Origin of the sequence: Leptogranulimonas caecicola, from assembly GCF_023168405.1 — a bacterium.
GTDB lineage: Bacteria > Actinomycetota > Coriobacteriia > Coriobacteriales > Atopobiaceae > Leptogranulimonas > Leptogranulimonas caecicola.
The window spans coordinates 273,128-294,773 of sequence record NZ_AP025285.1 but is presented as its reverse complement, the minus strand read 5'-3'; the positions used below and the strand labels follow the sequence as shown (position 1 = coordinate 294,773).

Below are 21,646 nucleotides of genomic sequence, written 5' to 3'. Positions count from 1 at the left end.
ATACGTTGTTTGCGAACACGTACCCCATTGCATAAGCGAACGACCCGCCCCTGCCGAGAAACCCGTCCCCTCCTTCAAAGCCTGCTCCTGTGGTCGGACACTCCCCTATTGCCGAGAAGCGCTGCCCTCCTTGGCTGCGCAGCCCCTAAGCCCAGAATTTCTCTTGGGGCCTGGGATAGACCACATCGGGCACCAAGTCTTTCGCCGCATCGTAGACATGCTTGGCATAGACCAGGTCTTGGAGCGCGATGCCGATGTTGTAGACCAGGATGCGCTCCTCGTCCGAGGTGCGGCCAGGCTTCTGGCCGCTGACTACCTCTGCCACCTCGGTGAGGCGGGGCTCGAAGGCAGCGTAGTTCTTGAAGTTGTGCAGATGGCCTCGGTCGTCGCAAAAGACCTTGTCAAAGGTGAGGTCGCACTGGGTGAACCCACGCGTGTGAACGGGAATGAGCGTGATGCCTGGCGCGAAAGCAGAATCGTCATCGATAAAGTCTTCAGGCGTATAAGTGACGCAGGAGAAGACCACCTGGCTTTGAGCCACCAGCTCTTTGACATCGTCTACCACGTGAAAGGTAACCTCGGGCATGGCGGCGAAGCGCTCTTGGAAACCCTCTTCCTGCCCCTTGTAGGCCAACAACGTGACTTCAAGATGCCGCTCTGGCACTGCGGCGCGCAGACAATCCAAGGTAGCGCGCGCAGTGTTTCCCAGACCGATAAACCCGACCCGCGTAAACCCGGGGATCCCCAGCAGCGCAGCGCTATGGGCTGCCACCGCACCCGTGCGCGCATTGGTGATCCAAGTGGCATCCATCAAGGCAGAGACGCTATTGGTCGCAAGATCTGAGAGCAATAGGTTGCCGTCGAGAGCCGGCTCTGCATGGGGCAGACGAGTCACCAGCTTGACGCAGGCGATGTTGAGAGCCGGCGCGATGGTGGGCATCACGTTGTAAAAGCTTCCCGACAGATGAGGGGGCTTGAGGGAGATCTTTGGAGGAAGCATGGCATCGGCTTTGCGCTCGAGCGCCTCTCGCGTCCACTCAAGGCAATCCTTCGGGGTAATCCCCAAGTTCTTGATGCCTTCGAACGAGATGATTTTCACAGGGCCACCTCACATCTCATAGCGCGGGTCGACCTCTTGGAGCTCTGCCAGAGAGTCGATCTCGTTGATGTCGTCAAAGGTGCAGGGCTTGATATGCACCTGGTAATGGTCGCGGAAGAGCACGCAAGGGACGTCGTCCCAGAAGCGTTGGCGGTTATTCTCGGCATCGAAGGCTTCGACGAGGTCAGAGGCCAGCTGCTTGCCGTCGGCGGCAGTCCAATAGCTCACGCCATACATGTGGTAGCAGTCTTTTCCGCCCTTGTGGAGGTCGCGGATGATGCCGTCGTAGGCGTCGAAACACCAGTCGGGGGTGGAGTCTACCGGCACGCCCAGGTACCAGGAATGGAAGCTGTAGGGGGTAAGCAGCTGGGGGTTCTTGAGGTAGAGGTCGCTCTCGAAGACGAAGGCGTTCTCAAAGTGGTTGCCCGCCGCCAGCGCGCTGGAGATGTTGTTGGTGGTGGCGTAAAGGGGGTTGTAGATGAGGGTCACCTGGGGGTATTCCTGGCGCAAAAGCTCGAACTCCGAGGCCAGATAGCCGGTGACCACGTAGATCTCTTGGATGCCCAGGGCGACAAGGGGCTCTATGAGGGTCTCGATGATGCGGCGGCCGTTCACGTTTACCAGCGGCTTGGGGGTGTTGATGGTGATGGGGCGCAGGCGGCTCCCCATGCCGCTGGCCAATAGCACGGCGCGCTTGGCCCGATAGGGCTCCAGCTCCTCCAGCTCCTGCGGGCTCGCCTCACCGGCCATAGCCTTGCTCGCCAGCACCTCGAAGCGCTCTTCTGTCAATGGGCTCACGTTGCCTCCTGTGTCTTTAGGGCTCAGATGTTAGTGCAGGGATGCCTGCTGCAGGCGTTTCTCGGCAGCTTTGCCAAAGGTGACAGCCGCTTTATACCAGGTGTAGAGCCACTGGCCCACAGGGTTTCCCATAGCCTCCTTGTACATGGCCCACACATACCAGTACCAGCCCACCACGCATACCGCTGCCAGAGCGTGCCATTGCTCTTGGGCAGTGGTCTCGCGGCCATAGTAGAGCGGCAGGATATCCAAGGTCTCCTCCACGGAGTAACCCGAGCCCTGGGCCACAAAATTTCCCAGGTCGCAGATGGGGTCGCCCATGGCGGCGTACTCCCAGTCGATGAGGCGCATCTCGTCGCCGCGCACCAGGAAGTTGGGGCCATAGAAGTCGTTGTGGCAGAGCACGGGCTCTTTGACCAGGGAGCGCATGCGGGTGGCGATGGCTTCTACGCGGGCCATGAGCTCGTCGAAGTCGCGGGGCAGCGGATAGCCGCAGCCCCTGAGGAGGCCGGCGATCTTGACGCCCTCGGAGAAGAAGTCGAAGGACCAAGGCGAGACCTTGCCGCTAGTGTGCAGAGTGCGAGCCATGGAGAGAGCTTGGGCCACCTGGTCGCGGCTGGCGTAATCCAGCTCCGAACAGCCGTCGACGAAGCGGGAGATCTTCCAGCCCTCGACAGGATCCTCGTAGATGAAAGTATCGTCTAACCCCAGGTCACGGGCTACGGTCAAGGCAAAGGTCTCTGCCTCTCGATTGATGATTTTATCGGTACCTGTACCGGGGTGGCGGTAGATGTAGCGCTTGCCCTCCACCGCAAAGACCGTGGAGAGGTTGGTGAGGCCCGCCTTCACCGGGCGCACATCGCAAATCTGCTCGCGCTGGCAGTGAAGCGTCTTGCAGATGTTGTCCAGAATACGGGAGTCCACATTGGCAAAGAAGTCCCGGTCAAAGGCCGTAAGGTCTGCCAGGTAGTCAAATTCTTGAATGACACCGGGCTCCACCAGGCGCACGGCCATAGACAGCTCTTGGGCATGCTGAGAAAAGATGGCCTCCCAGAGCTTGGGGGCGGTGTCGCTGTTGGCATACTCGGCCTGAAGGATGGACAGATAGGTCTCGCAGAACGCTCGGTCCAGATAGCAGGGCCCTTGCATGAGGTAGTCGCCAGTGCCGTCTTCGCGCACTTCGAGCACGCGGCCTGCAGAATCTGCCACCACAGTCTCCTCGTTGGAAGAAGCCTCGAGCGGGCTCACCGTGCACCAGGACTCGTAGGAGTACGCGGGGAAGATGTTTTTAGTGAAGTACTGGTCTGATGAGATGATGAGCGAGTTGCCCAAAAACCGCCTGGCAGCCCAGAGGGAAGAGTGGTTGTTGCGGGTAGCGTACTCTGTGTTCACCACGATGGTGACGCCGTAGCGCTCCTCAAGATAAAAGAACGCCTCTTTCATGTAGCCCACGACGATCACGATCTCTTGAACGCCGGCCGCATGGAGCTGCTCTATGAGACGCTCGATGAGCACTTGGCCGTGCACCTCGAACATGGCCTTGGGACGCTCGAAAGAGAACGGGGCGATGCGCGCGCCCACGCCAGCCGCCAAAATAATGGCGTTGCCTACGCGATAGGGGGCCAGGGCGGCCTGGGCCGCAGCCGTGGGCTCCCCTGCCTCGTTCAGCAGACCGGCAGCCTCAAGCTCGTGCACCGCCTTGTTCACCGAGCCCAGCGCAATCCCTGCTTCTTGGGCAATAGCCCGCTGAGAGGCGCGGGGGTTGGCCTGCCTCACCCGAAGCGTCTCGAATTCATAGCGCGTCAACATGAATGAGTTCCTTATATAGTAGGGACAGCGCCCTGCTACTCGCGCGTCCTCACACTCGCTAGAACTAGGGGACGCTGCACATTTATATATACCACTGCATACTATAACGTTCATGTATGCACGATAGCACTATCACCATGAACACTCCTGAAAGGAACCTTATGCCACTGGTGGATCGCACCCTCCCCTACGACGAGCTTGTGCTCGTCTACCCCGATGCCGCCCATACGGCGAGCAACCGTGCCGCCAGCAACCTTGCAGCTGATGCTACTGCTAATGCTACGGTCGCCAGTGCCACCATGAATATCAACTGCACTGCAACATCCTCGCTGCCCAGCATCCCGTTGCCCGACGGTTACCGCTGGTGCGCCCACCCTGAGCAACACCGATCCCAGTGGTCCCAGCTTATGGTCGCCTGCGGCTTTCCCTATACCGCCAACGAGGCCCAAAGCTTTTGGGATGTCATGGAAACCGCTGATCCTGCGGCTTTCGCCGCCAACCTCTTTTTCATTCTTGATGCCGATAATAACCTCGCTGCCACCTGCGGCCTTTGGCCAGGAGCGCACTTTGACCCCGCACGCTGGAGGCTTCATTGGGTGATGTGCGCTCCCGAACACCAGGGGCACGGGCTCGCCAAAGCCGCCTGCCTGGCTGCCTGTGAGGCCCACAGCCAGGCTGCTGCAGCCGGCACGATGCCGCGCCCTCTCTATGTGGTGACCGAGGCTCAATCCTGGGCAGCCATACGTCTCTACGAGAAGCTGGGGTTTGTGCCCTACGAGGGAGCTACCTGCAAAGCGAGCGCCGAGGAAAACCGCGCTGCTTGGCGGCAGGCGCGAGAGCTGATCAAGGAGCGCTACGGATTTGAAGTGTGAGGCGAGGTCTAGGCTCGGTGCCTCGAGAACATCCCTTTGGCCACCGCTGCCACCACGCTTTGACGCTGGCGGCCATAGGGCTTGCCAGAGAGGATGAGGCTTTCCACTTTGAGCTCACCGAGACGCTCGCGCCCGCATTCGTAGGGATTGCCCGAAAGAATGGCCATATCGCAGATCTTTCCGGCTTCCAGCGAGCCGCGCTCTTGCTCATCGAATGTGGTCCAGGCGCCGTTATAGGTGCACATACGCAAGGCTTCCTGAGGCGTAAGCGACTGCTCTGGAATGTCGTGGTTGCAGGCGCGTTCCATCCAAAGAATGGGGTCGGGATCGGTGCAAGGAGCATCACTGCCCGCAGAAAGCACGATGCCCGCATCCCAATAGCTGCGAAGGGGGTTGAGCTTCTCGGCACGTGAATCGCCGAGGATCTCGCGGAGATAGGAATCGGGTTCCTGAGGCCAATTGATGAAACTGGTTTGCATGGGGAACTGGATGTGATGGGCAGCGCAGACCTCGAGGCCCTGTGGTGTGGGAAGGCAGGCGTGAATGATGCCGTGGCGGTGGTCTGGGCGGGGATTCTCGTCGATGACCTGGGCCAAGCACCGGGCAGCCTGGTTGAACGCGGCGTCGCCGATGGCGTGCATCTCGATTTGCAGCCCGGCGCTGTGGGCGGCTCGGCAGAAGGCGAGAACCTGCTCGTCGGTGTAGTAGAGGACGCCCGAGTTGGCTGAGTCATTGGAGTAAGGCTCCAAGAGTGCTGCATCCTGGCTGCCAAAACAGCCGTCGAGGGCGCACTCGAAGCAGCCGCCGATGCGCGGAAGACCGCGCTTTTGAGCCACCTGGATGTCCATTGACTGGGGAAAGACGCGGATGGCGAACCCCTCCTGGGCGCTCTTGGCAAGCCAGGTCTCCAGGGTGATGTCGAGGTTTCCCGCGAAGCCCACCCCGCTTACACTGTGGACCATGCCGATGCCCTTGGATGCTAGGTAGTCCATGGCCGCCTGGATGTTGGAAACGAGCTCAGGAAGGGAGAGACTGCCGGTGATGAAGTCTGAGACCGCGAAGAAGGCTTCCTGGTTCATCTCGCCGCTTTGGGGATGATAGCCGCGCAGATCTTTGACCTTGGGCTCGACGAGCTCCAGGAGCGCCGAGTTGACGATGCAGGCATGGCCGTCATACTTGACCATCATGATGGGCCTGTCAGGGCAGGCTTCGTCGAGCTCCCGGCGAGAGAGCAGGCAGCCCTCCTCCACCGAGTAAGGGGAGGCGCCAAAGGCAATGAGGGTCTTTGCCCGGGACTTCGCAGCGAAGTCGCGGATCATGCTTTGAATCTCTTTGTTGGAGCGGGCGTCCATCACATTGAGCCCTGCATGGAACGTCGCGAAGGATGCCAGATGCTCGTGAGTGTCTACGAAGGCGGGGCAGGCCACGCTGCTTCCCAGATGAATGCGGGGAGCCGAACAGTACTCCCGAGGCAGCCCGTTGCCCACGTAAAGGATGCGACCTTGGTCTTCTACCAGGTAGGAAGCCACGGAATCCTGCGCATCCACTGTGAGAATAGTGCCTTCGTAGACCTGCATTGCTCCTCCTGAAAGTTGACTGCCGCATGATTTATTGTGGCATAGATGCGGGGCCCAGGATTTGGGGGGGCTGTACTGAGGGATGGGGTGCGAGCTGCGATGGAAGGGTTTCTCGGCATGGAGGGTTACCAACACATACCGGTGAGCATAAGGCGTGCCCAGAGATTACGACGCCGAATTTGTGCTTGACCACTCCAGTCAAAGGAATATCCCAGAATATTGGCAATGCGTTCAAAGATAAGATTGCGACGAACCTCATCTTTACATATTGTACTATCCATGGTCACTACCGTATATCCCAATCGTTCCATTACATCGCGGCGCTGACGATCTTTCCTGATTTGATTTTTATTCTCATCATGCTCTTGATTGCTATCGTATTCATAAACCAGATGGTGATTGGCCCACAAGCCATCGGGTTTTATTGCTTTTGATCCACCCAATAGATAGGACAATTTGGGCTCTACCTCTATAGTTGCATTGAGCTCTGGAGTAGGCAGACCACAGCCTCCCAACTTTTTGGGCAGTGAGAGTGCAAGCTGCACAACTGTTTCCATAGGCGAGTGAGCATTATTTGCCACATAGCACATGGTAGTTATAAGCCGTTTTATGCCCAACGGTTTGGCTGAGAACGAGCGTGCCAATTGAGCGATTGTCTGAGTAGAACACAAAGGTTGCTTGAAGTAAGCACATGCGTCTTTGTGAGGCAAACAGAAGTAATCGCCGCAGAGGTTTGAAATCAGTACTGCTAAATGAACTTCATCCACTTCACGGGCGCGAAGAGCTAGATATCCCGCAGGTCCTACTACTTGAAGCGAATCCAGCCCCACAGGCGGTTTGACATTAAAGAGAAACCCGCCCGGCAGCATTGCCGTGTATTGATGGGTTACCACACCGTTTTGTTTTCCTGCTCGATTGACCGGCAATGTAAGAAAATGCAGCGGCACCTCGTGTGTGGGAGGTGTCCCCAACAGGCTATGCGCGAAAGCTAGCTGGGACTCCCACCAAACTTGAGATCTCACTGCCTTCGCACAGGCAACATTTGAGGACGCCTGAGCAAGAAGCTCTTGGCTCTCTGCCGCTGGGATACTTGTCGCTGGCAGCTTGGATGCAAAATACATCCAGGCGACTATGTCACAAAGAATCGCGTTCATGGGCAGAGCGTGCAACGGAACTCTGTCCATTTTCTGACACAAATCTGTCACTTTTTTGTCATTTGGTACCATATCTTATTGATGTATTTATCTTATTAAGAAAACCTGCGGGTAGCTCTATGGATGTATTTTTGATTTTTCCATAACTTATTCATACTGCTTTTTTCTTTTCATAGAGTGTCCATGATCTGCTGGGTACGTCGAGATAGCTCTGATGGCATCTCTTGTGCACGAAAGCTTTGACATGACTTGTGGCCTATCGAGGCTGCACGGAAAGCGTATGTGTCTGCCAGCTGGTGCACTTTGGAAGATATGAATGCCAACCAGGTCAGACTGGAAGGCTTTTGGTGTCAGAACTCTGCCATAGAGGCAGGAATGGCGGCGGCTTTTGCTAAACCTCAAGATAAAAGTAAATAGATTGGCAGATCTAAGGTATTTGCATCCTGCCAAGGATGCTGGATTGGAAGATTGCGCTGCCAAGGAAACCAGGTTGGCAAACCTTTTTTGCCAAGATCACGCTGGGCGTTCTTACACGGGTCCTAAAGCAATAACCTCGGCCATCATAACTGCGACCAAATCTAGCCTCAGCCCTCGGCAATAGCTACCAAATGCAAAGCACCTGGGCACATAACCCAGGTGCTTTGCAAAGACATACAAGCGGATGAGTTGCATAACCAGCTAGCTGAAGCAACTCAACCAGCCCCTACTCCCCCAAAGCCTCGACTACCTTGGCGGCCATGGCATCGGTGGAAAGCACACACTCGGCGGGGGTGGCGTCATCGACGATGTCGACGGTGCGCCAACCGGCGTTGAGCACGGACTCCACCGCAGCTTCGATGGTGTCGGCGGCAGCAGACTCCCCGAGGCCGTGGCGGCACATCAGCGCCACGGAGAGGATCTGCGCCAGCGGGTTGGCGATGCCCTGACCTGCGATATCGGGTGCCGAGCCGTGGCTTGGCTCAAAGAGCGGCGTGCCGTCGCCCAAGCTGGCGCTGGCCAGCATGCCCAGGGAGCCGGCAACCATGGAGGCCTCGTCGGAGAGGATGTCGCCAAAGGTGTTCTCGGTGACGATGACGTCGAACTGCGCAGGCCGTGCCACCAGCTGCATGGCGCAGTTGTCCACCAGCATGTCGGAGAAGGCCACCTGGGGATACTCGGCGGCTACGCGGTGGGACACGTCGCGCCAGAGGCGGCTGGTGTCCAGCACGTTGGCCTTGTCCACCGAGCACACCTTGCCCTGCGGACGCCCCGCAGCAGCCTCGAAGGCGTAACGCACCACGCGCTCGATTTCGCCCTCGCCGTACTCGCAGGCATCGGAGCACCATATGCCCGGCTCGCCATCCATCCCCGCACCGGGAGCGTCCTCGATGCGCTCGCGCGCACCAAAGTAGAGGCCACCGGTGAGCTCGCGGACAATGAGCATGTCGACTCCGCGCACCAGCTCGGGCTTTAAGCTGGAAGCATCCACCAGCGCGTCAAACACGTGCACCGGCCGCAGGTTGCAGTAGAGCCCCAACGCCTTGCGAATACCCAAAAGCCCCTGCTCAGGTCGGGGGTGCGAGGGGTCGGTGGAGTCCCACTTGGGTCCGCCCACGCTGGCCAGCAGCACAGCATCGGCAGCTTGAGCTGCCTCCAGCGTAGCCGCAGGAAGCGGGTCCCCACACTCATCAATGGCCGCACCGCCAATGAGCTGCTCCTGGCAGTTCACCTCAAAGCCAAAGCGCGACGCAGCCGCATCGAGCACCTGGCGACCGGCCGCCATGATCTCAGGGCCGATGCCGTCGCCGGGCAAGCAGCAGATGTTATAGCTCCTCATGAGCGTCCTCCAAAGTAACGCGTGCAGTAAATAGGAACGTCGCAGCTCAGGAAGCTGCGGGGTTATCGGCGCCAGGGTTATCGGCTGCGGGGGCGGTGACAGCAGGGGCGGTTGCCATCTTGCGGCGGGTGCGCTCCACAAGGCCACCGGCGTCAATGATCTCTACCAGAAAAGGCGGGAAGGGCTCTGCCGAGAAGGACTCGCCCGTGTCCAGGTTGCGGATGAGGCCCTTGTCGGTATCGACGGCAACGGTCTGGCCATGCGCGATGGCGTCGACGGCGGGCGGGCATTCCAAAATGGGGAGGCCCATGTTGATGGCGTTTCGGTAGAAGATGCGGGCGAAGCTCTTGGCGATGACGCAGGAGACGCCGGCGGCTTTGAGGGCCACCGGAGCGTGCTCGCGGGAGGAGCCGCAGCCAAAGTTCTCGTCGGCGACGATGAGGTCGCCGGGCGTTACCGAGGCAGCGAACGTGGGATCCAGGTCCTCCATAGCGTGGGCGGCCAGCGCGGCCGGGTCCGAAGTGTTGAGGTAGCGGGCGGGAATGATGACGTCGGTGTCGACGTCGCGCCCGTAGCGAAACGCGCGTCCTTCAAAATACATGGCGCTCCTTTCGAGCGGAAAGCGTGAAGTCGGAAGGCGTGGGACAAAGCGAGACCTGGGGCGAAGCGTGGGGCGAGCTGCCGAGAAACCCGTGCTCCCAAGGGTCGATGCCCCTGGGATGCCGGGGCACAGGGCGGCTGCGCAGCCAATCGCGGCGTTAGTCCAGGTCAGCGGGGGCGGCAATGCTGCCGGCCACCGCGCTGGCGGCAGCGACGGCAGGGCTTGCCAGGTAGACCTCCGAAGACTTGGCGCCCATGCGGCCCACGAAGTTGCGGTTGGTAGTGGAGACGCAGCGCTCGCCCTCGGCCAGGATGCCCATGTAGCCTCCCAAGCAAGGGCCGCAGGTGGGGGTGGAGATGACGCAGTTGGCGTCCAGGAAGATGTCCATCAAGCCCTCGATCACGCACTGGCGCCAGACCTCTTGGGTTGCCGGGATCACGATGCAGCGGACCGTGGGGGCTACCTGGCGGCCTTCCAAGACGTCGGCGGCTTCGCGCATATCCTCGATGCGCCCGTTTGTGCAGCTGCCGATGACCACCTGGTCGACGGCCACATGGCGCGACTCAGACACCGGCCGCGTCGCCGAGGGCAGGTGCGGCCAGGCCACGGTGGGCACGATGTCGGCGGCATCGATCACCAGGGTGCGGGCATAGGAGGCGTCAGGATCTGGGCTATAGGCGGTCCAGGGGCGCTGGGTGCGACCGGCAAGCCAGGCTTCGGTCTTCTCGTCCACCTCGAAGAGGCCTGCCTTGGCTCCCGCTTCGATAGCCATGTTGGCGATGGTGAGGCGGCCTTCCACCGAGAGATCGCTGATGGCCGAGCCACCAAACTCCATGGCCTGGTAGAGGGCGCCGTCCACCCCAATGGTGCCGATGATATGCAGGATGACATCCTTGGCAGAGACGTCGGGGGCCAGCCGGCCCTCCACCTGGACGCGCAGGGTCTCGGGCACGCGGAACCAGGCGCGGCCGGTGGCCATGCCCACGCCGGCGTCGGTGGAGCCCACTCCGGTGGAGAAGGCGCCCAGCGCGCCGTAGGTGCAGGTGTGGGAGTCGGCGCCAATGACCAGGTCGCCGGGTACCACCACGCCCTGCTCGGGCAGCAGCGCATGCTCGATGCCGGCGCGGCCCTGCTCCCAGAAGTGCGTGATGGAGTGGGCGTGGGCAAAGTCGCGCATCTTCTTGGTTTGCTCGGCACTCTTGATGTCTTTGTTGGGCGCGTAGTGGTCGGGCACCAGGCAGACCCGGTCTGCATCCCACACGCCGCCGCCCAGGTCCTCCACCACATCGATGGCGATGGGAGCAGTGATGTCGTTGGCCAGCACCAGATCCAAGTCGCACTCCACCAGCTGGCCCGGGTGCACCTCAGGCAGTCCGGCGTGGGCAGCCAAGATCTTCTCAGCCATGGTCATAGGTCGGGTCATAGATTGCTCCTTCGAGATATGTCGATATCGCAGGCTGGGACGCTGCAGTCTCAAAAGCTGCCGAGAAACCCGCCCGTCCCTACCAGGGGCGGCAGGGGTTCTCGGCATTACAGGCGCCAGGTTAAAGCAGGTGCCAGGTTAGTCGCCGGAGCGGTCGCGGGCGTCTGCGATGAGGCGGTTGAGCGCGTTGATATAGGCCAGGGCGGAGCTCACGATGATGTCGCCGTCGGAGCCGCGTCCAATGTAGACGCGGCCGTCGGCAGCCACCACGCGCACCGTGACCTCGCCCAAAGCGTCGATGCCGCGGGTGACGGAGGAGACGGAGAACTCGGCAAGGTCGGCGCCTACGCCCACCACCTGGTCGATGGCCTTATAGGCAGCGTCCACCGGGCCGGTGCCGTAGGCCACCTGCGTGGTCTGGGCGCCGTCCTCGCCGGTCATGGTAAGGGTGGCTGTGGGCGTGAGCGGCTGGCCGCAGGAGATCTGGATGGCGTCCAAGGTCCAGATGGCGGCACTGGTGCGCTGGCGCTCGTTGACGATGGACTCCAAATCCTCGTCGTAGACCTCTTTCTTTTTGTCGGCCACCTCCAAGAAGGCCTGGTAGATGGGCTCGAACTCGGCGTCGGTGAAGCGGTAGCCTAGCTCTTGGTATCGATGGCGCAGGGCGGCGTGGCCGCTGCGGGCCGAGAGGATGATCTGCGAGCCGCCGGCGCCCACCATGGCGGGATCGATGATCTCGTAGGTGTCGCGGGCCTTGAGCACGCCGTCTTGATGGATGCCCGAGGAGTGCGCGAAGGCGTTGGCGCCCACGATGGCCTTGTTGGCCTGGACGTTCAAGCCGGTGATGGAGGAGACTAGGCGGCTGGCGCGGGTGAGCTCGCGGGTCACGATGTCGGTGTGGGCGTCCAGCTCTTGGCCGTGCATGGCCAGGGCCATGACCACCTCTTCCAGCGAGGTGTTGCCGGCGCGCTCGCCCAGGCCGTTGATGGTGCACTCCACCTGGGTGGCGCCGTTGCGGATGGACTCCATGGCCAGAGCCGTGGCCATGCCCAGGTCGTTGTGGGTGTGCACAGAGACCGTGACGTTCTCGATCCCGGAGACGTTCTCCATAAGCGAGCGGATGCGCGCGCCAAAGTCCCAGGGCAGGTTGTAGCCGGTGGTGTCCGGAATGTTGACCACCGTTGCGCCGGCGTCCACCACTGCTTGGATGATGCGGTTCAAGAAGGCCTGGTCTGCGCGGCCGGCGTCCTCGGCGTAGAACTCCACGTCATCCACGAAGGACTTGGCGAAGCGCACGGCGTGGACGGCGCGCTCCAGCGCCTGGTCCTCGGTGAGGCGCAGCTTGTCGCGCAGATGCGAAGGCGACACGCCCAGACCGGTATGGATGCGGGGGCGCTTGGCGGTTTGCAGGGCCTCGGCGGCCACCTGGATGTCTTTGTCCACCGCACGCGTGAGCGCACAGACCGTGCAGGCGTCGCCGGCCAGCCTGCCGATCTCTGCCACGCTCTTAAAATCGCCGGGGCTCGACACGGGGAAGCCCGCCTCGATGACGTCCACGTTCATGCGAATGAGCTCGCGGGCCACGATGAGCTTCTCCTCGGTGTTCATGGACGCGCCCGGCGACTGCTCTCCGTCGCGCAGCGTGGTGTCGAAAATAGCGATCTTGCGGGTCATGGCTCCTCCTTAGCTTAAAGGGCCGCTCCCGATGCACAAAAAAGCGCGCGGCGGCCCCAGGTCGACGCGCGCTTCTGACAGGTAGTGGTTAAGCTCGCGTCTTGGTAGCAAGAGCGAGCAGAAGCTCAGAGGACCAGCAGGCCCCGAGGATGATTGCAGCACGACGAGTGCCAACGCAGACGACACGATGGGTGCTCATGGGGCCTCCCTTCCCTAAAGCTTCAAGCCAACTGAAACGAAAGTATAACCCAATGCGCCCCTACGCACAGCCCCTGTAACCTGACGGCTACCTAAACGTCCCGCTGCCCAAAGCAGCCAGGAACCCAAGGACGCCGACTGAGACCGCGGAGTTTCTCGGCAAGGATCGATACCGAGAACCCCTGCCGCCTAGGACAGGAGCGCTGGGTGGGATGAAAGGGATTATCGGTAGCTACATGACCTGGAGGTCGTCGGGGTCTAGCTGGGGCTCCTGCTCCTCTTGGGCCACATAAGCCGCGATGTCTTGAGCCTCTTTGGGCATCGGCTTTTTGAGAAGGGTGTAGACCAGGGCGATGGTGGCGGCGTCGGCCAGGATGCCCAGAAGTCCGGCCCACCAGAATTGGCCCATGGTGGGAAGCATGAGGAACCCGCCAAAGGGAACGCTGGCCCCAGCCCCTTGGGTGACGCCCATGATGACGGCGCCGGCCACAGCACCTCCGCATCCGGTGGCAATGACGCCCCGCACCAGGTCGTTCATGATGATGGGCAGGGTACCTTCGACGATGTTCACCACGCCCATAGGGACGGCGGTTTTGAGGGTCTCCACCTCGGCGGCAGTGTAGATGGGCTTGCGGAAGAGCCTGGAGACCAGGTAGGCGCAGCCAAAGCCAATGGGCACGCCGGTGTTTGCCAGCTGAAGGACGGTGATAGGGCCGTCGATGCCCTCTGCTTGGAGGGTGAGGGAGAAGGCGAAGACCGTCTTGTTGATGGGGCCGCCAAAGTCCACCACGCCCAGCACGCCCACCAGTGCGCCAAAGAGGGTGTTGGACGCGCCGCTCATGGAGTGCAGGAAATCGGTGAGGGCATGGGTGAACCAGGCCACCGGAGCGCCAAAGACGTAGACCATCACCAAGCCGGCGCCCAGGCAGGCCACAAAGGGAACGATGAGGGTGGGAATGAGGCCCTGGGCCCAGTCGGGCACCTTGAGATAGCGCAAGGCTGCGGCGGCCAGCCATCCGGCCACGTAGCCGCCCAGGATCCCGCCGATGAACCCCGCCTGCACGGTGATGGCCGCAAGACCTGTAACCAGGCCTGGGGCGATGCCGGGCTTGCCCGCGACGGCAAAGGCAATACCGCAGGAGATGATCATGGGCAGCATGTTGAGGGCCGCGCCGCCCAGCGAGGCCATGGCATCCCAGAGGCTGTAGGAGCCTGGTGTGAGGGTTTGAGCCTGCGTGCCGCCCAGCGCCATGCCTATGGCCATGACGAATCCCGCCCCGCACACGATGGGGATCATATAGGAGATGGCGGTAAGCAGGGCTTCTTTGAGGGCAGCGGGTTTAAAGAGGTCTCTCACGGCGCACTCCTTTGAGGCGGCAGACTTGCAGGCACCGCTGACGCTCTGAGGTTCTGGCGCGACCCTGCACTTTGATGCGGCCCGGTCGCGTGGGTTTCCTAGCAATTACGGGACGTCAGCTGGCCTTCAGTCTACAGGTTTCAGGGATGCGGCCAAAACCCACTAATCTAATTATTAACTTCCATCCGCTCAATGAAAAGCACGGGAGGCCCCAAACCTCTCACCCGAAGCCTCTCGTGCCGGAACCCTCAATGCGCTTGGAAGCACGCGCTACCTAGACCGCCTGGCGGGGCCCGTCTGGATAGCGGGCGCAAAGGCGCTGATAGGCGGCAACAACTTCCTGAGGCATCTCCACATGGGCCAAGAAGCAGCTGCCGCGAGGCCCATAGCCCTCCGGAGTGTCCCAGAGCCGCTGCACCTCCCCAAGCAACAGGGAGCGATAGTGATCCAGCGACCACATAGCCTCGGGCGCCTCTAGGTAGACCAGCTTCCCATCTTTCACGCCCACCTGGGCCTGCCAAGCAGCGTAGTTGACCCAACAGGCCTCCGAGGCCTCCAGCTCCATGGTGGACGAGATGCGACGTTGAAACGGCATGTCATGGATGAGCACGAAGCGCGAAGCGTCGATGGACCGCTCATCCAAAAGCGTCAATAGATTGATGACGTTATAACCGCAGTTGGTAGATTCTTTTTCTAGCAGGTCTACAGAGAGCCCGTAGCGATGGCCCAGATAGGCATTCAACATCTCTGCCTCGCTGGCCCCCGGCGAGATGGCACCCTCTGGCAAGCGAGCCGAAAGCGCATCGTAGACTCGCGAGGTCGTATGCCCATGACCGCCGGCTATGGCATAGCGGGTGGCCACCCCTGCCTTCATGGCAGCGGCCAGAGCATCTGCGGTGGCAGGGCCGCCCCCACCAAAGAGCACGGCCACGTCTGCCGGTCCACCCAACTTATCTTCCACCGCGCAAGCGGTGAGCTCGGGCACGTCGCGCACACCTACAAAGCTCGCGATAAGGTTGAGATCCTTTGCATCTTGCTCCAGGGCCGCGCACTCCTTAGAGCCCTGAGCAAAACCGGTGCTCTGGCAGTCCTCAAAGGTGGTACTCATAAAGGTTCCTTTCCACAAGGGGCGGGTTTCTCGGCAGCATAAGCGATGGGACAGGCAAGGAAGCCCTGATAGGAAGGCGGGTTTCTCGGCAAGGCCAGGCTGCCGAGAAGGACCCCGTCTCAGAGCTTGCAGGCGCGCCGTGGGATGGATGGGCGCGTGAGGGTGAGACACTAGCAGGCGTCGCAGGAGACGTCCTGGCTAAAGCCCAGGACGGTGGGGGTGGAGCGATAGCCGATGCCCATGCAGTCGATGCCGCGGTCGATGAGCTCGAAGAAGTGCATCTGGTCGCGGATGGCGCCGAAGCCCTTCACCTGGATCTCGCCGTTCCCCGCTTCCATCATGAGGTCCACTACCTCGTGGGTGGCGCCCCTCTGCTCGCCGCCGGTGTAGAGGCCGGTGGAAGACTTGATGAAGTCGGCGCCGGCGTCTACGGCGCAGCGGGTGCCGCCCTTGATCTGCTCGGGGGTGAGGGAGTCGGTCTCGATGATGACCTTCACCACGACGCCCTTGGCGTGGCAGGCATCCACCACGGCGCGGATGTCCTGGGTGACGTAGTCCAGGTCGCCAGAGCGCAGGCGGCCGTAGTTGGCCACGATATCCAAGTCCTGGATGTCATAGCCGTCCATGATGGCCTGGGCTTGGGTCACCTTGGACTGAGTGGAGCTGGCGCCAAAGGGAAAGTCGCACACTACGCAAAGGCCGGTGTCGGTGCCCCCCACCATGGGAGCAACGATGGGCAAGCTGGAGGGGTTGATGCAGATGGTGGCACATCCGTAATCGATGCCCTCCTGGGTGTACTTCTTGATGTCTTCGACGGTGAGCTCGGGCTTGAGGACAGACTAATCGATGTAGGCAGCGAGCTCGGCACGGGTCATCTCAGAAGCGGGCTTGGTGGGGACCATGGTATTCCTTTCTGGAAGGGATTTTAAGGACGATTAGAAGATACGACCCGCTGAGCGCGTCTTCGTCCAGCCCTAGAAAAATGGCCCTTTGTTACTGAGCGTTCTGTACATTTGCCTTACCCCGGCACGGGCCTCGCCTGCTCCTCGCGTGCCTGCCACCTCACCGACCTGCCACACATTTGCCTGCCAGCTCCACTGCTATCTGCTCCACGCTTTGTTGCCACCCCCACTCCAACCTGCCAGAGAAGGCAGATTGGAAGGCCTACAAGCCAAAGTGGGTAGAGTGGCAGGCTTTTGCCCTCAAATCGCGTGATTCTCCACCGTTGGCCTGCCAATCTACTTAGTTTTGTCCCGGGATTTGGCTGCGCCCAAGATAAAACTGCCTAGATTGGCAGTTTTATCTTCCACACCGGACAGATTGGCAGACCTACAAGCCTCCGGATAATCCAGCTCCCCATTCCTTACGAACTTGTGAGCAACCGTAAGGCCGCCGTCACGGACAAGGACAAGCCTTACGCCCACCATAGAAGCGCCACCACGTCGTAAGGAGGCCTCTATGGAGAGGCGCTCGCCCTACACTCACCCTGCTACCCTTGCTACCAGGCAAAAGTCCCAGGCTCATCCGCACTCCCCACAGGCTGGGTCAGACTTCCCTAGGGCGCCCTACTTCCCTGCCAATCCCTACCTTGCAAAAAAGCCTGCCGAGAAACACCCCCATCCCAAAGCCCGCATCTGGTCACTGGTACCCCGCCTGCGCCGAAATCTGCGACCCCTTATAGCCGCCGTCCTCGTGCTTCTCCTTGCTGTGGGGGTTCTGAGCTGCGCAACCTCTGCTCTCAGGGACTCCCAGGGAGCCTGGATTAGCGATCCAGCCAGCCAATGGCGGCTAGGAACAGTGCCCCATCTCTACCAAACCGATCCCGCCTGGTCCCAGAAGCCCTACGCCGGCGCCACCATCGGCACCTCCGGGTGCGGACCTACCTGCTTATCGGCCGTCTACATCGCCCTCACCGGCAACACCGACTTCACGCCGGTGGACGCTGCCGCGCTCGCCACCCGCGACGGACACATCATCGACGGCCTCACCGCCTGGACCCTCATGGACGCCGGCGCCGCCACCCTGGGCCTCACGCCCCACACCATCCCCGCCGATCCCCACGCAGTGCAGCAAGAGCTCTCCTGCGGCCATCCGCTCATCGCCTCCATGGGGCCTGGCGACTTCACCTCCAGCGGCCACTTCATTGTGTTCGCAAGCATCGACGACGCCGGCCAGCTCCGCGTCATGGATCCCAACTCCGAGCCCCGCTCCCAGCAATCCTGGGACTTGGAGCGCACGTTGAGCCAGGTGCGCGGGTTGTGGTCGTTCTCGGCAACTGGATAAGCCACGGGCGTTCCGACTCGCCACGGCTTTCCTTGTCGATAAACCTTCTTTCCGATAAACCCTGCAACCTCTTACAGCACCTCGGCGGCGCACTACTCGGCCCTCGCGGGACAACTCGTCAAAGCAGCGGCACCGAGACCACCAGTGCCAAGAGATCCATGGGCATCGCCGCTTTGATCTCGTTGCTCTCCTGCTCGGCTGATCACACGCACCTGCAGCACGACTACGCCTCCCATTATGCCAGCGTTAAACATGAGGACCGGAAGAAGGGGACATGCGGACAGCAAAGTCTTTAGATATAACCGCAAACTCCATGATTGTAGGTCGTCTTTTCGATTACACCCGAAGACTTAATGTATATAGGATAAGTTATCGGCTACAACCGTAAATCTAGTCAGTATACTAGGGTTTATCGGCTACAACCGATAAACCCTACCTCAGGAGAGCCCATGAATCTCGTCCCTCGTCCCCAGTATGAAGAGCGCCTAACCCAACTGATGGAGCTTGAGGAAATCAAAGTCATCACTGGCGTGCGTCGCTGCGGCAAATCCTCCCTGCTTAACTTGGCAGCTGAACGCCTTAGGAAAATGGGCGTCCCTGATTCCAACATCTATCAACATGGGTTTGACGAATACGGGACGCCTCTACACCCCACCGCCGAGTGGCTGCTTGAGATAGTGGCCCCCAGGCTTGAAGAGGCCTCCAAAGCTCACCCCTTCTACCTGTTATTAGATGAGATCCAGGAAGTCTCGCACTGGCAGGAAGCTATCCGCAGGCTTCAAACGCTCCCTCAAACTCAAATCCTTCTCACTGGCTCTAATGCTCACGTGCTCTCGGGAGACCTCGCCACCCTCATCGCGGGACGCTATGTCGAGCTTTCTATGATGCCGCTTTCCTTCGAAGAGTATCTGGCGTTTCGCCAGAGCGCTGGTGAAAAAGCTACTACAGACGAGCTGTTCAACGACTATCTCCTCTTTGGCGGCATGCCAGGCTTAGCTCGACTTACTCATACAAGCATTGATGAGCGTCGAGCGCTCCTTAGCGCCATCTTTGACACTGTGGTACTCAATGATGTTGCCACCCATGGACACATCCGGGATCTGGAACTGCTCAATAGGCTTATCGCGTTTACGTTTTCTACCTCGGGCAATCTAGTTTCTGCAAATAATATATGCAACGTATTAAAAAGCACTGGACGCAAAGTATCCCCTGAAACAGTGGATGCTTACCTGCGAGCTCTCGAGCACGCCTATGTGGTGACCTCCTGCCCTCAAACAGGAGTGGGGGGCAAAGAAGTACTTCGTCCTTTGCGAAAGCTTTATCCCTGTGACACCGGACTTCGCAATCTACCCAATGGGTTTGACCCTACTAAGGATCGCGGCTTCATGCTGGAAAACGTGGTCTTCAACGAACTGCTTCGCCATGGCTGGACACCACGAGTCGGAGCACTGCCCAACGCCGAGGTGGATTTTGTTGCCACACGCGGTGACGAGCGCCTTTATGTGCAAGTGAGCTGGTCAGTAGCCGATGAGATCACCCTCCAGCGCGAGCTAGAGCCCCTGCGCCGTCTCACCGATGCCTATCCCCGACTCCTCCTCACCACCGATCGCTTGGGTACCGGCACAACTTCAGAAGGCATCGTCATTACCAACATCTGCGATTGGCTGCTAGGCCAGTAAACGCATCTTTGTCGGCACATCCCTGCCGAGAAAAGCTCGCCCCCTTAAAGCCGGAGGCCTTAAGGGGGCGAGCAGCGATGCCTTAGGTTGGGGCGCTCAAAAGCGCAGGAAGGCGAGAGCTCGCATGCTCGTCGCGCAGAGGAGGTGTGCGCCTTACTGGGCGGCGGTAACCTTTTTCCAGTCGGCCTCGAAGGCGGCCAGGCCGCGGTCGGTCTTGGCATAGAGGGAGGGGTTGGTGGTGACTCCTGCCATGCAGCCCCAGGAGTAGGCGGTCTTGATCTCTGCGAGATCGGCAGTGTCAATGAAGAACTTCATGGTGATTCCTTTCTGGGCAGGCGCCCAGCTAGATGCAAGGGCGAGGTAAGAGGCTGGCAAGACTTCAGCTTTCGCCTCCCGCCTCGCCAAAAGGCCCTAAATTGCCAGGTACGTAGGGAAGGCGCCACCTCTTAGCAAGACGCGCCGCCTTCCCTCCTAGGCACAGCTCTTAGAGCACCTGCAGCGCGTCCAGGTCCAGGTCCTCTTCCTCCTCGGCAGCCACATAGGCCTCGGAGTTCAGATCCTCGGCAGGCACCGGCTTCTTGATGACGGCGTAAACCACGCCGGTCACCACCACATTGGTGGCGATGGCGGCAAGACCGGCCCACCAGAGGGCGCCCATGGTGGGAAGCATCAGAAAACCGCCAAAGGGTACCGTGGCTCCCGCACCCTGAGTGAGAGTCATGAGCACCGCGCCGCCGGCTGCGCCGCCGCAGGCAGAGGCAGCAATGCCGCGCACCAGGTCGTTCATGATGATGGGGATGATGCCTTCCACAATGTTCACTACGCCCATGGGCACCGCAGACTTCAGCGTCTCGATCTCGCCCTCACGGTAGATGTGCTTGCGCATGACCTTGGAGACCAGGTAGGCAAAGCCAAAGCCAATGGGCACTGCGGTGTTAGCCAGCTGCAGCACGGTCACCGGACCATTGATACCCTCAGCCTGCAGGGTGAGGGTAAAGGCGTAGACCGTCTTGTTTGTTGGGCGATTTGATGGCCATTTCGGTAGGGACTTTCACCACGCGCTTGCCCTCAAAGCGCTCTTGGCCAGAAACGTTCACGTCCACTGCCAGAATGACGATGTCTGCAGCAGCGATCTCCTCATCGGTAAGCTGGTTCTCGATACCGATGGTCCCCTGGGTCTCGATGCGCACATTGTCGCCCGCAGCTTGGGCTGCATCGATGAGCTTTTGCTGAGCGATGTAAGTGTGGGCGATGCCAACGGTGCAGGCAGTGATTCCAACGATGTTCATGGTGTCTCCTAAGCGTCTCGTGATTGATTGCACTTGTTGTTTGCATTTATAATTTTTTTATTTATTCTGAGTTCGCAGTGCCTTCGAGCCCCGGCATCTCAAGCTGCCGTGCTCCCATGCACGCGATAGGTTGTGGCGATAGGTGCGCCTTTAGGTGGCTCAAGTATCAGGGCTAAAGAGCCACCCCAGTCTTGGCCTCGAAAGACTCCTTGAAGCTCACGATGGCGTCGTCGATGTCCTCTGCCAAGGAGAACAGCCCGGAGCTTCCCACAATGAGGATGTCTGCGCCGGTGTCGTAGAGCGTGCGGAAGGTGTACTCGTTGCACTGGCCGTCCAGCTGGATCTGGAAGCCTAGGCCCGCCTCGTCCCTCATCTTTTTGGCCGCCTCGATCTTGGCCAGCATCTCGGGGATGAAGCGCTGACCTGCAAAGCCGGTGTCCACCGTCATGATAGTGAGGATATCGATGCGCTCCTTATAGCCTTCGATGGCAGAAAGCGGCGTAGAGGGGCTCAACACCACGCCAAACTTGTTGCCCTTATCGTGAACCCGCTGGGACAGCCTAAAGGCATTGCGCTCGATGGTCTCGGCCTGGAAGGAGATGGAGTCTTGAGGTCCCAACTCCAGCATCTCCACGAACATGGCGGGATCTTCCACCATGAGATGCACGTCTATGGGCAAGTTGGTGATCTTGCGCAGGCTGTTGGCAAACTGCGGGGTCAGCGCCATGTTGGGGCAAAAATGCCCATCCATGATGTCCACGTGATAGAGGTCGAAGCTGCGATCCATAGATTCCACGTCGTGAGCTACCTGGCTCACATCCATGCACATGAGGGAGGGGGCGATCTGCGGCTGAGCCATGAGAGAGTCCTTTCGCGTCAAGCGTACGTGTAATCGTTTACTCACTAGCC

Annotated in this window: 17 protein-coding genes and 2 pseudogenes; 3 read left to right on the top strand and 16 right to left on the bottom strand. The window is 60.2% G+C overall.

Going from position 1 to position 21,646, the window contains the following annotated elements:
• Nucleotides 1-145: 145 nt before the first annotated feature.
• The 3 genes from OR601_RS01300 to OR601_RS01290 are packed head-to-tail and all read right to left on the bottom strand — an operon-like array spanning nucleotide 146 to nucleotide 3,706.
• Nucleotides 146-1,099, bottom strand: a complete 954-nt coding sequence (locus OR601_RS01300) for a hypothetical protein (RefSeq protein WP_265591933.1) — start codon at nucleotides 1,097-1,099, stop codon at nucleotides 146-148.
• Nucleotides 1,100-1,108: 9 nt separating this feature from the next.
• Nucleotides 1,109-1,897 (bottom strand): sugar phosphate nucleotidyltransferase, encoded by a 789-nt coding sequence (locus OR601_RS01295; protein ID WP_265591932.1) that lies wholly within the window; start codon nucleotides 1,895-1,897, stop codon nucleotides 1,109-1,111.
• Between the two features lie 30 nt (nucleotides 1,898-1,927).
• On the bottom strand, nucleotides 1,928-3,706 hold the full coding sequence (locus OR601_RS01290) for a phosphotransferase (RefSeq protein WP_265591931.1): 1,779 nt from the start codon (nucleotides 3,704-3,706) through the stop codon (nucleotides 1,928-1,930).
• Between the two features lie 161 nt (nucleotides 3,707-3,867).
• On the opposite strand from OR601_RS01290, the gene OR601_RS01285 reads away from it, so the two are divergent.
• Nucleotides 3,868-4,578 carry a GNAT family N-acetyltransferase gene (locus OR601_RS01285; protein WP_265591930.1) on the top strand — a complete coding sequence of 237 codons (711 nt, stop codon included), beginning with the start codon at nucleotides 3,868-3,870 and terminating at the stop codon, nucleotides 4,576-4,578.
• A gap of 8 nt (nucleotides 4,579-4,586) precedes the next feature.
• On the opposite strand, the gene OR601_RS01280 is transcribed toward OR601_RS01285, so the two are convergent.
• The 9 genes and pseudogenes from OR601_RS01280 to deoC all read right to left on the bottom strand — a co-directional run.
• The gene (locus OR601_RS01280; protein ID WP_265591929.1) at nucleotides 4,587-6,155 is read right to left on the bottom strand and encodes an amidohydrolase; all 1,569 of its coding nucleotides are present in this window, start codon (nucleotides 6,153-6,155) and stop codon (nucleotides 4,587-4,589) included.
• Nucleotides 6,156-6,280: 125 nt separating this feature from the next.
• Nucleotides 6,281-7,309, bottom strand: a complete 1,029-nt coding sequence (locus OR601_RS01275; RefSeq protein ID WP_265591927.1) for a hypothetical protein — start codon at nucleotides 7,307-7,309, stop codon at nucleotides 6,281-6,283.
• A 703-nt stretch (nucleotides 7,310-8,012) separates the two neighbouring features.
• Nucleotides 8,013-9,125, bottom strand: coding sequence for a 3-isopropylmalate dehydrogenase (gene leuB / locus OR601_RS01270; RefSeq protein ID WP_265591926.1), 1,113 nt, complete (start codon nucleotides 9,123-9,125; stop codon nucleotides 8,013-8,015).
• 46 nt (nucleotides 9,126-9,171) lie between these two features.
• The gene (locus tag OR601_RS01265) at nucleotides 9,172-9,726 is read right to left on the bottom strand and encodes a 3-isopropylmalate dehydratase small subunit (RefSeq protein ID WP_265591925.1); all 555 of its coding nucleotides are present in this window, start codon (nucleotides 9,724-9,726) and stop codon (nucleotides 9,172-9,174) included.
• 157 nt (nucleotides 9,727-9,883) lie between these two features.
• Nucleotides 9,884-11,149 carry a 3-isopropylmalate dehydratase large subunit gene (gene leuC / locus OR601_RS01260; RefSeq protein WP_265591924.1) on the bottom strand — a complete coding sequence of 422 codons (1,266 nt, stop codon included), beginning with the start codon at nucleotides 11,147-11,149 and terminating at the stop codon, nucleotides 9,884-9,886.
• 138 nt (nucleotides 11,150-11,287) lie between these two features.
• Nucleotides 11,288-12,823: a 2-isopropylmalate synthase gene (locus OR601_RS01255; protein WP_265591923.1), complete on the bottom strand. Its 1,536-nt coding sequence runs from the start codon at nucleotides 12,821-12,823 to the stop codon at nucleotides 11,288-11,290.
• Nucleotides 12,824-13,253: 430 nt separating this feature from the next.
• A complete protein-coding gene (locus OR601_RS01250) occupies nucleotides 13,254-14,378 on the bottom strand; it encodes a PTS fructose transporter subunit IIC (protein ID WP_265591922.1) in 1,125 nt (374 codons plus the stop codon).
• A gap of 274 nt (nucleotides 14,379-14,652) precedes the next feature.
• The gene (locus OR601_RS01245) at nucleotides 14,653-15,486 is read right to left on the bottom strand and encodes a hypothetical protein (protein ID WP_265591921.1); all 834 of its coding nucleotides are present in this window, start codon (nucleotides 15,484-15,486) and stop codon (nucleotides 14,653-14,655) included.
• A gap of 170 nt (nucleotides 15,487-15,656) precedes the next feature.
• Nucleotides 15,657-16,310, bottom strand: a pseudogene (deoC, locus tag OR601_RS01240) (deoxyribose-phosphate aldolase); the annotation flags it as partial.
• A 634-nt stretch (nucleotides 16,311-16,944) separates the two neighbouring features.
• On the opposite strand from deoC, the gene OR601_RS01235 reads away from it, so the two are divergent.
• Nucleotides 16,945-17,769, top strand: coding sequence for a C39 family peptidase (locus tag OR601_RS01235; RefSeq protein WP_265591920.1), 825 nt, complete (start codon nucleotides 16,945-16,947; stop codon nucleotides 17,767-17,769).
• A 449-nt stretch (nucleotides 17,770-18,218) separates the two neighbouring features.
• Nucleotides 18,219-19,448 carry an ATP-binding protein gene (locus tag OR601_RS01230; RefSeq protein WP_265591919.1) on the top strand — a complete coding sequence of 410 codons (1,230 nt, stop codon included), beginning with the start codon at nucleotides 18,219-18,221 and terminating at the stop codon, nucleotides 19,446-19,448.
• A gap of 168 nt (nucleotides 19,449-19,616) precedes the next feature.
• Here the strand turns inward: OR601_RS01230 and OR601_RS01225 are convergent.
• The 4 genes and pseudogenes from OR601_RS01225 to alsE all read right to left on the bottom strand — a co-directional run.
• A pseudogene (locus OR601_RS01225) lies at nucleotides 19,617-19,763 on the bottom strand (transaldolase family protein); the annotation flags it as partial.
• 169 nt (nucleotides 19,764-19,932) lie between these two features.
• The gene (locus OR601_RS01220) at nucleotides 19,933-20,400 is read right to left on the bottom strand and encodes a hypothetical protein (protein ID WP_265591918.1); all 468 of its coding nucleotides are present in this window, start codon (nucleotides 20,398-20,400) and stop codon (nucleotides 19,933-19,935) included.
• A 22-nt stretch (nucleotides 20,401-20,422) separates the two neighbouring features.
• Nucleotides 20,423-20,737, bottom strand: a complete 315-nt coding sequence (locus tag OR601_RS01215; protein ID WP_265591917.1) for a PTS fructose transporter subunit IIB — start codon at nucleotides 20,735-20,737, stop codon at nucleotides 20,423-20,425.
• 172 nt (nucleotides 20,738-20,909) lie between these two features.
• The gene (gene alsE / locus OR601_RS01210; RefSeq protein ID WP_265591916.1) at nucleotides 20,910-21,596 is read right to left on the bottom strand and encodes a D-allulose 6-phosphate 3-epimerase; all 687 of its coding nucleotides are present in this window, start codon (nucleotides 21,594-21,596) and stop codon (nucleotides 20,910-20,912) included.
• Between the last annotated feature and the right edge of the window lie 50 nt (nucleotides 21,597-21,646).

Excerpts from the sequence above, each read along its gene's own strand:
- OR601_RS01290 (WP_265591931.1), bottom strand. The coding sequence starts at position 3,706 with ATGTTGACGCGCTATGAATTCGAGACGCTTCGGGTGAGGCAGGCCAAC.
- OR601_RS01285 (WP_265591930.1), top strand. The coding sequence starts at position 3,868 with ATGCCACTGGTGGATCGCACCCTCCCCTACGACGAGCTTGTGCTCGTC.
- OR601_RS01280 (WP_265591929.1), bottom strand. The coding sequence starts at position 6,155 with ATGCAGGTCTACGAAGGCACTATTCTCACAGTGGATGCGCAGGATTCC.
- OR601_RS01275 (WP_265591927.1), bottom strand. The coding sequence starts at position 7,309 with ATGAACGCGATTCTTTGTGACATAGTCGCCTGGATGTATTTTGCATCC.
- leuB (WP_265591926.1), bottom strand. The coding sequence starts at position 9,125 with ATGAGGAGCTATAACATCTGCTGCTTGCCCGGCGACGGCATCGGCCCT.
- OR601_RS01265 (WP_265591925.1), bottom strand. The coding sequence starts at position 9,726 with ATGTATTTTGAAGGACGCGCGTTTCGCTACGGGCGCGACGTCGACACC.
- leuC (WP_265591924.1), bottom strand. The coding sequence starts at position 11,149 with ATGACCCGACCTATGACCATGGCTGAGAAGATCTTGGCTGCCCACGCC.
- OR601_RS01255 (WP_265591923.1), bottom strand. The coding sequence starts at position 12,823 with ATGACCCGCAAGATCGCTATTTTCGACACCACGCTGCGCGACGGAGAG.
- OR601_RS01245 (WP_265591921.1), bottom strand. The coding sequence starts at position 15,486 with ATGAGTACCACCTTTGAGGACTGCCAGAGCACCGGTTTTGCTCAGGGC.
- OR601_RS01235 (WP_265591920.1), top strand. The coding sequence starts at position 16,945 with ATGGAGAGGCGCTCGCCCTACACTCACCCTGCTACCCTTGCTACCAGG.
- OR601_RS01230 (WP_265591919.1), top strand. The coding sequence starts at position 18,219 with ATGAATCTCGTCCCTCGTCCCCAGTATGAAGAGCGCCTAACCCAACTG.
- OR601_RS01215 (WP_265591917.1), bottom strand. The coding sequence starts at position 20,737 with ATGAACATCGTTGGAATCACTGCCTGCACCGTTGGCATCGCCCACACT.
- alsE (WP_265591916.1), bottom strand. The coding sequence starts at position 21,596 with ATGGCTCAGCCGCAGATCGCCCCCTCCCTCATGTGCATGGATGTGAGC.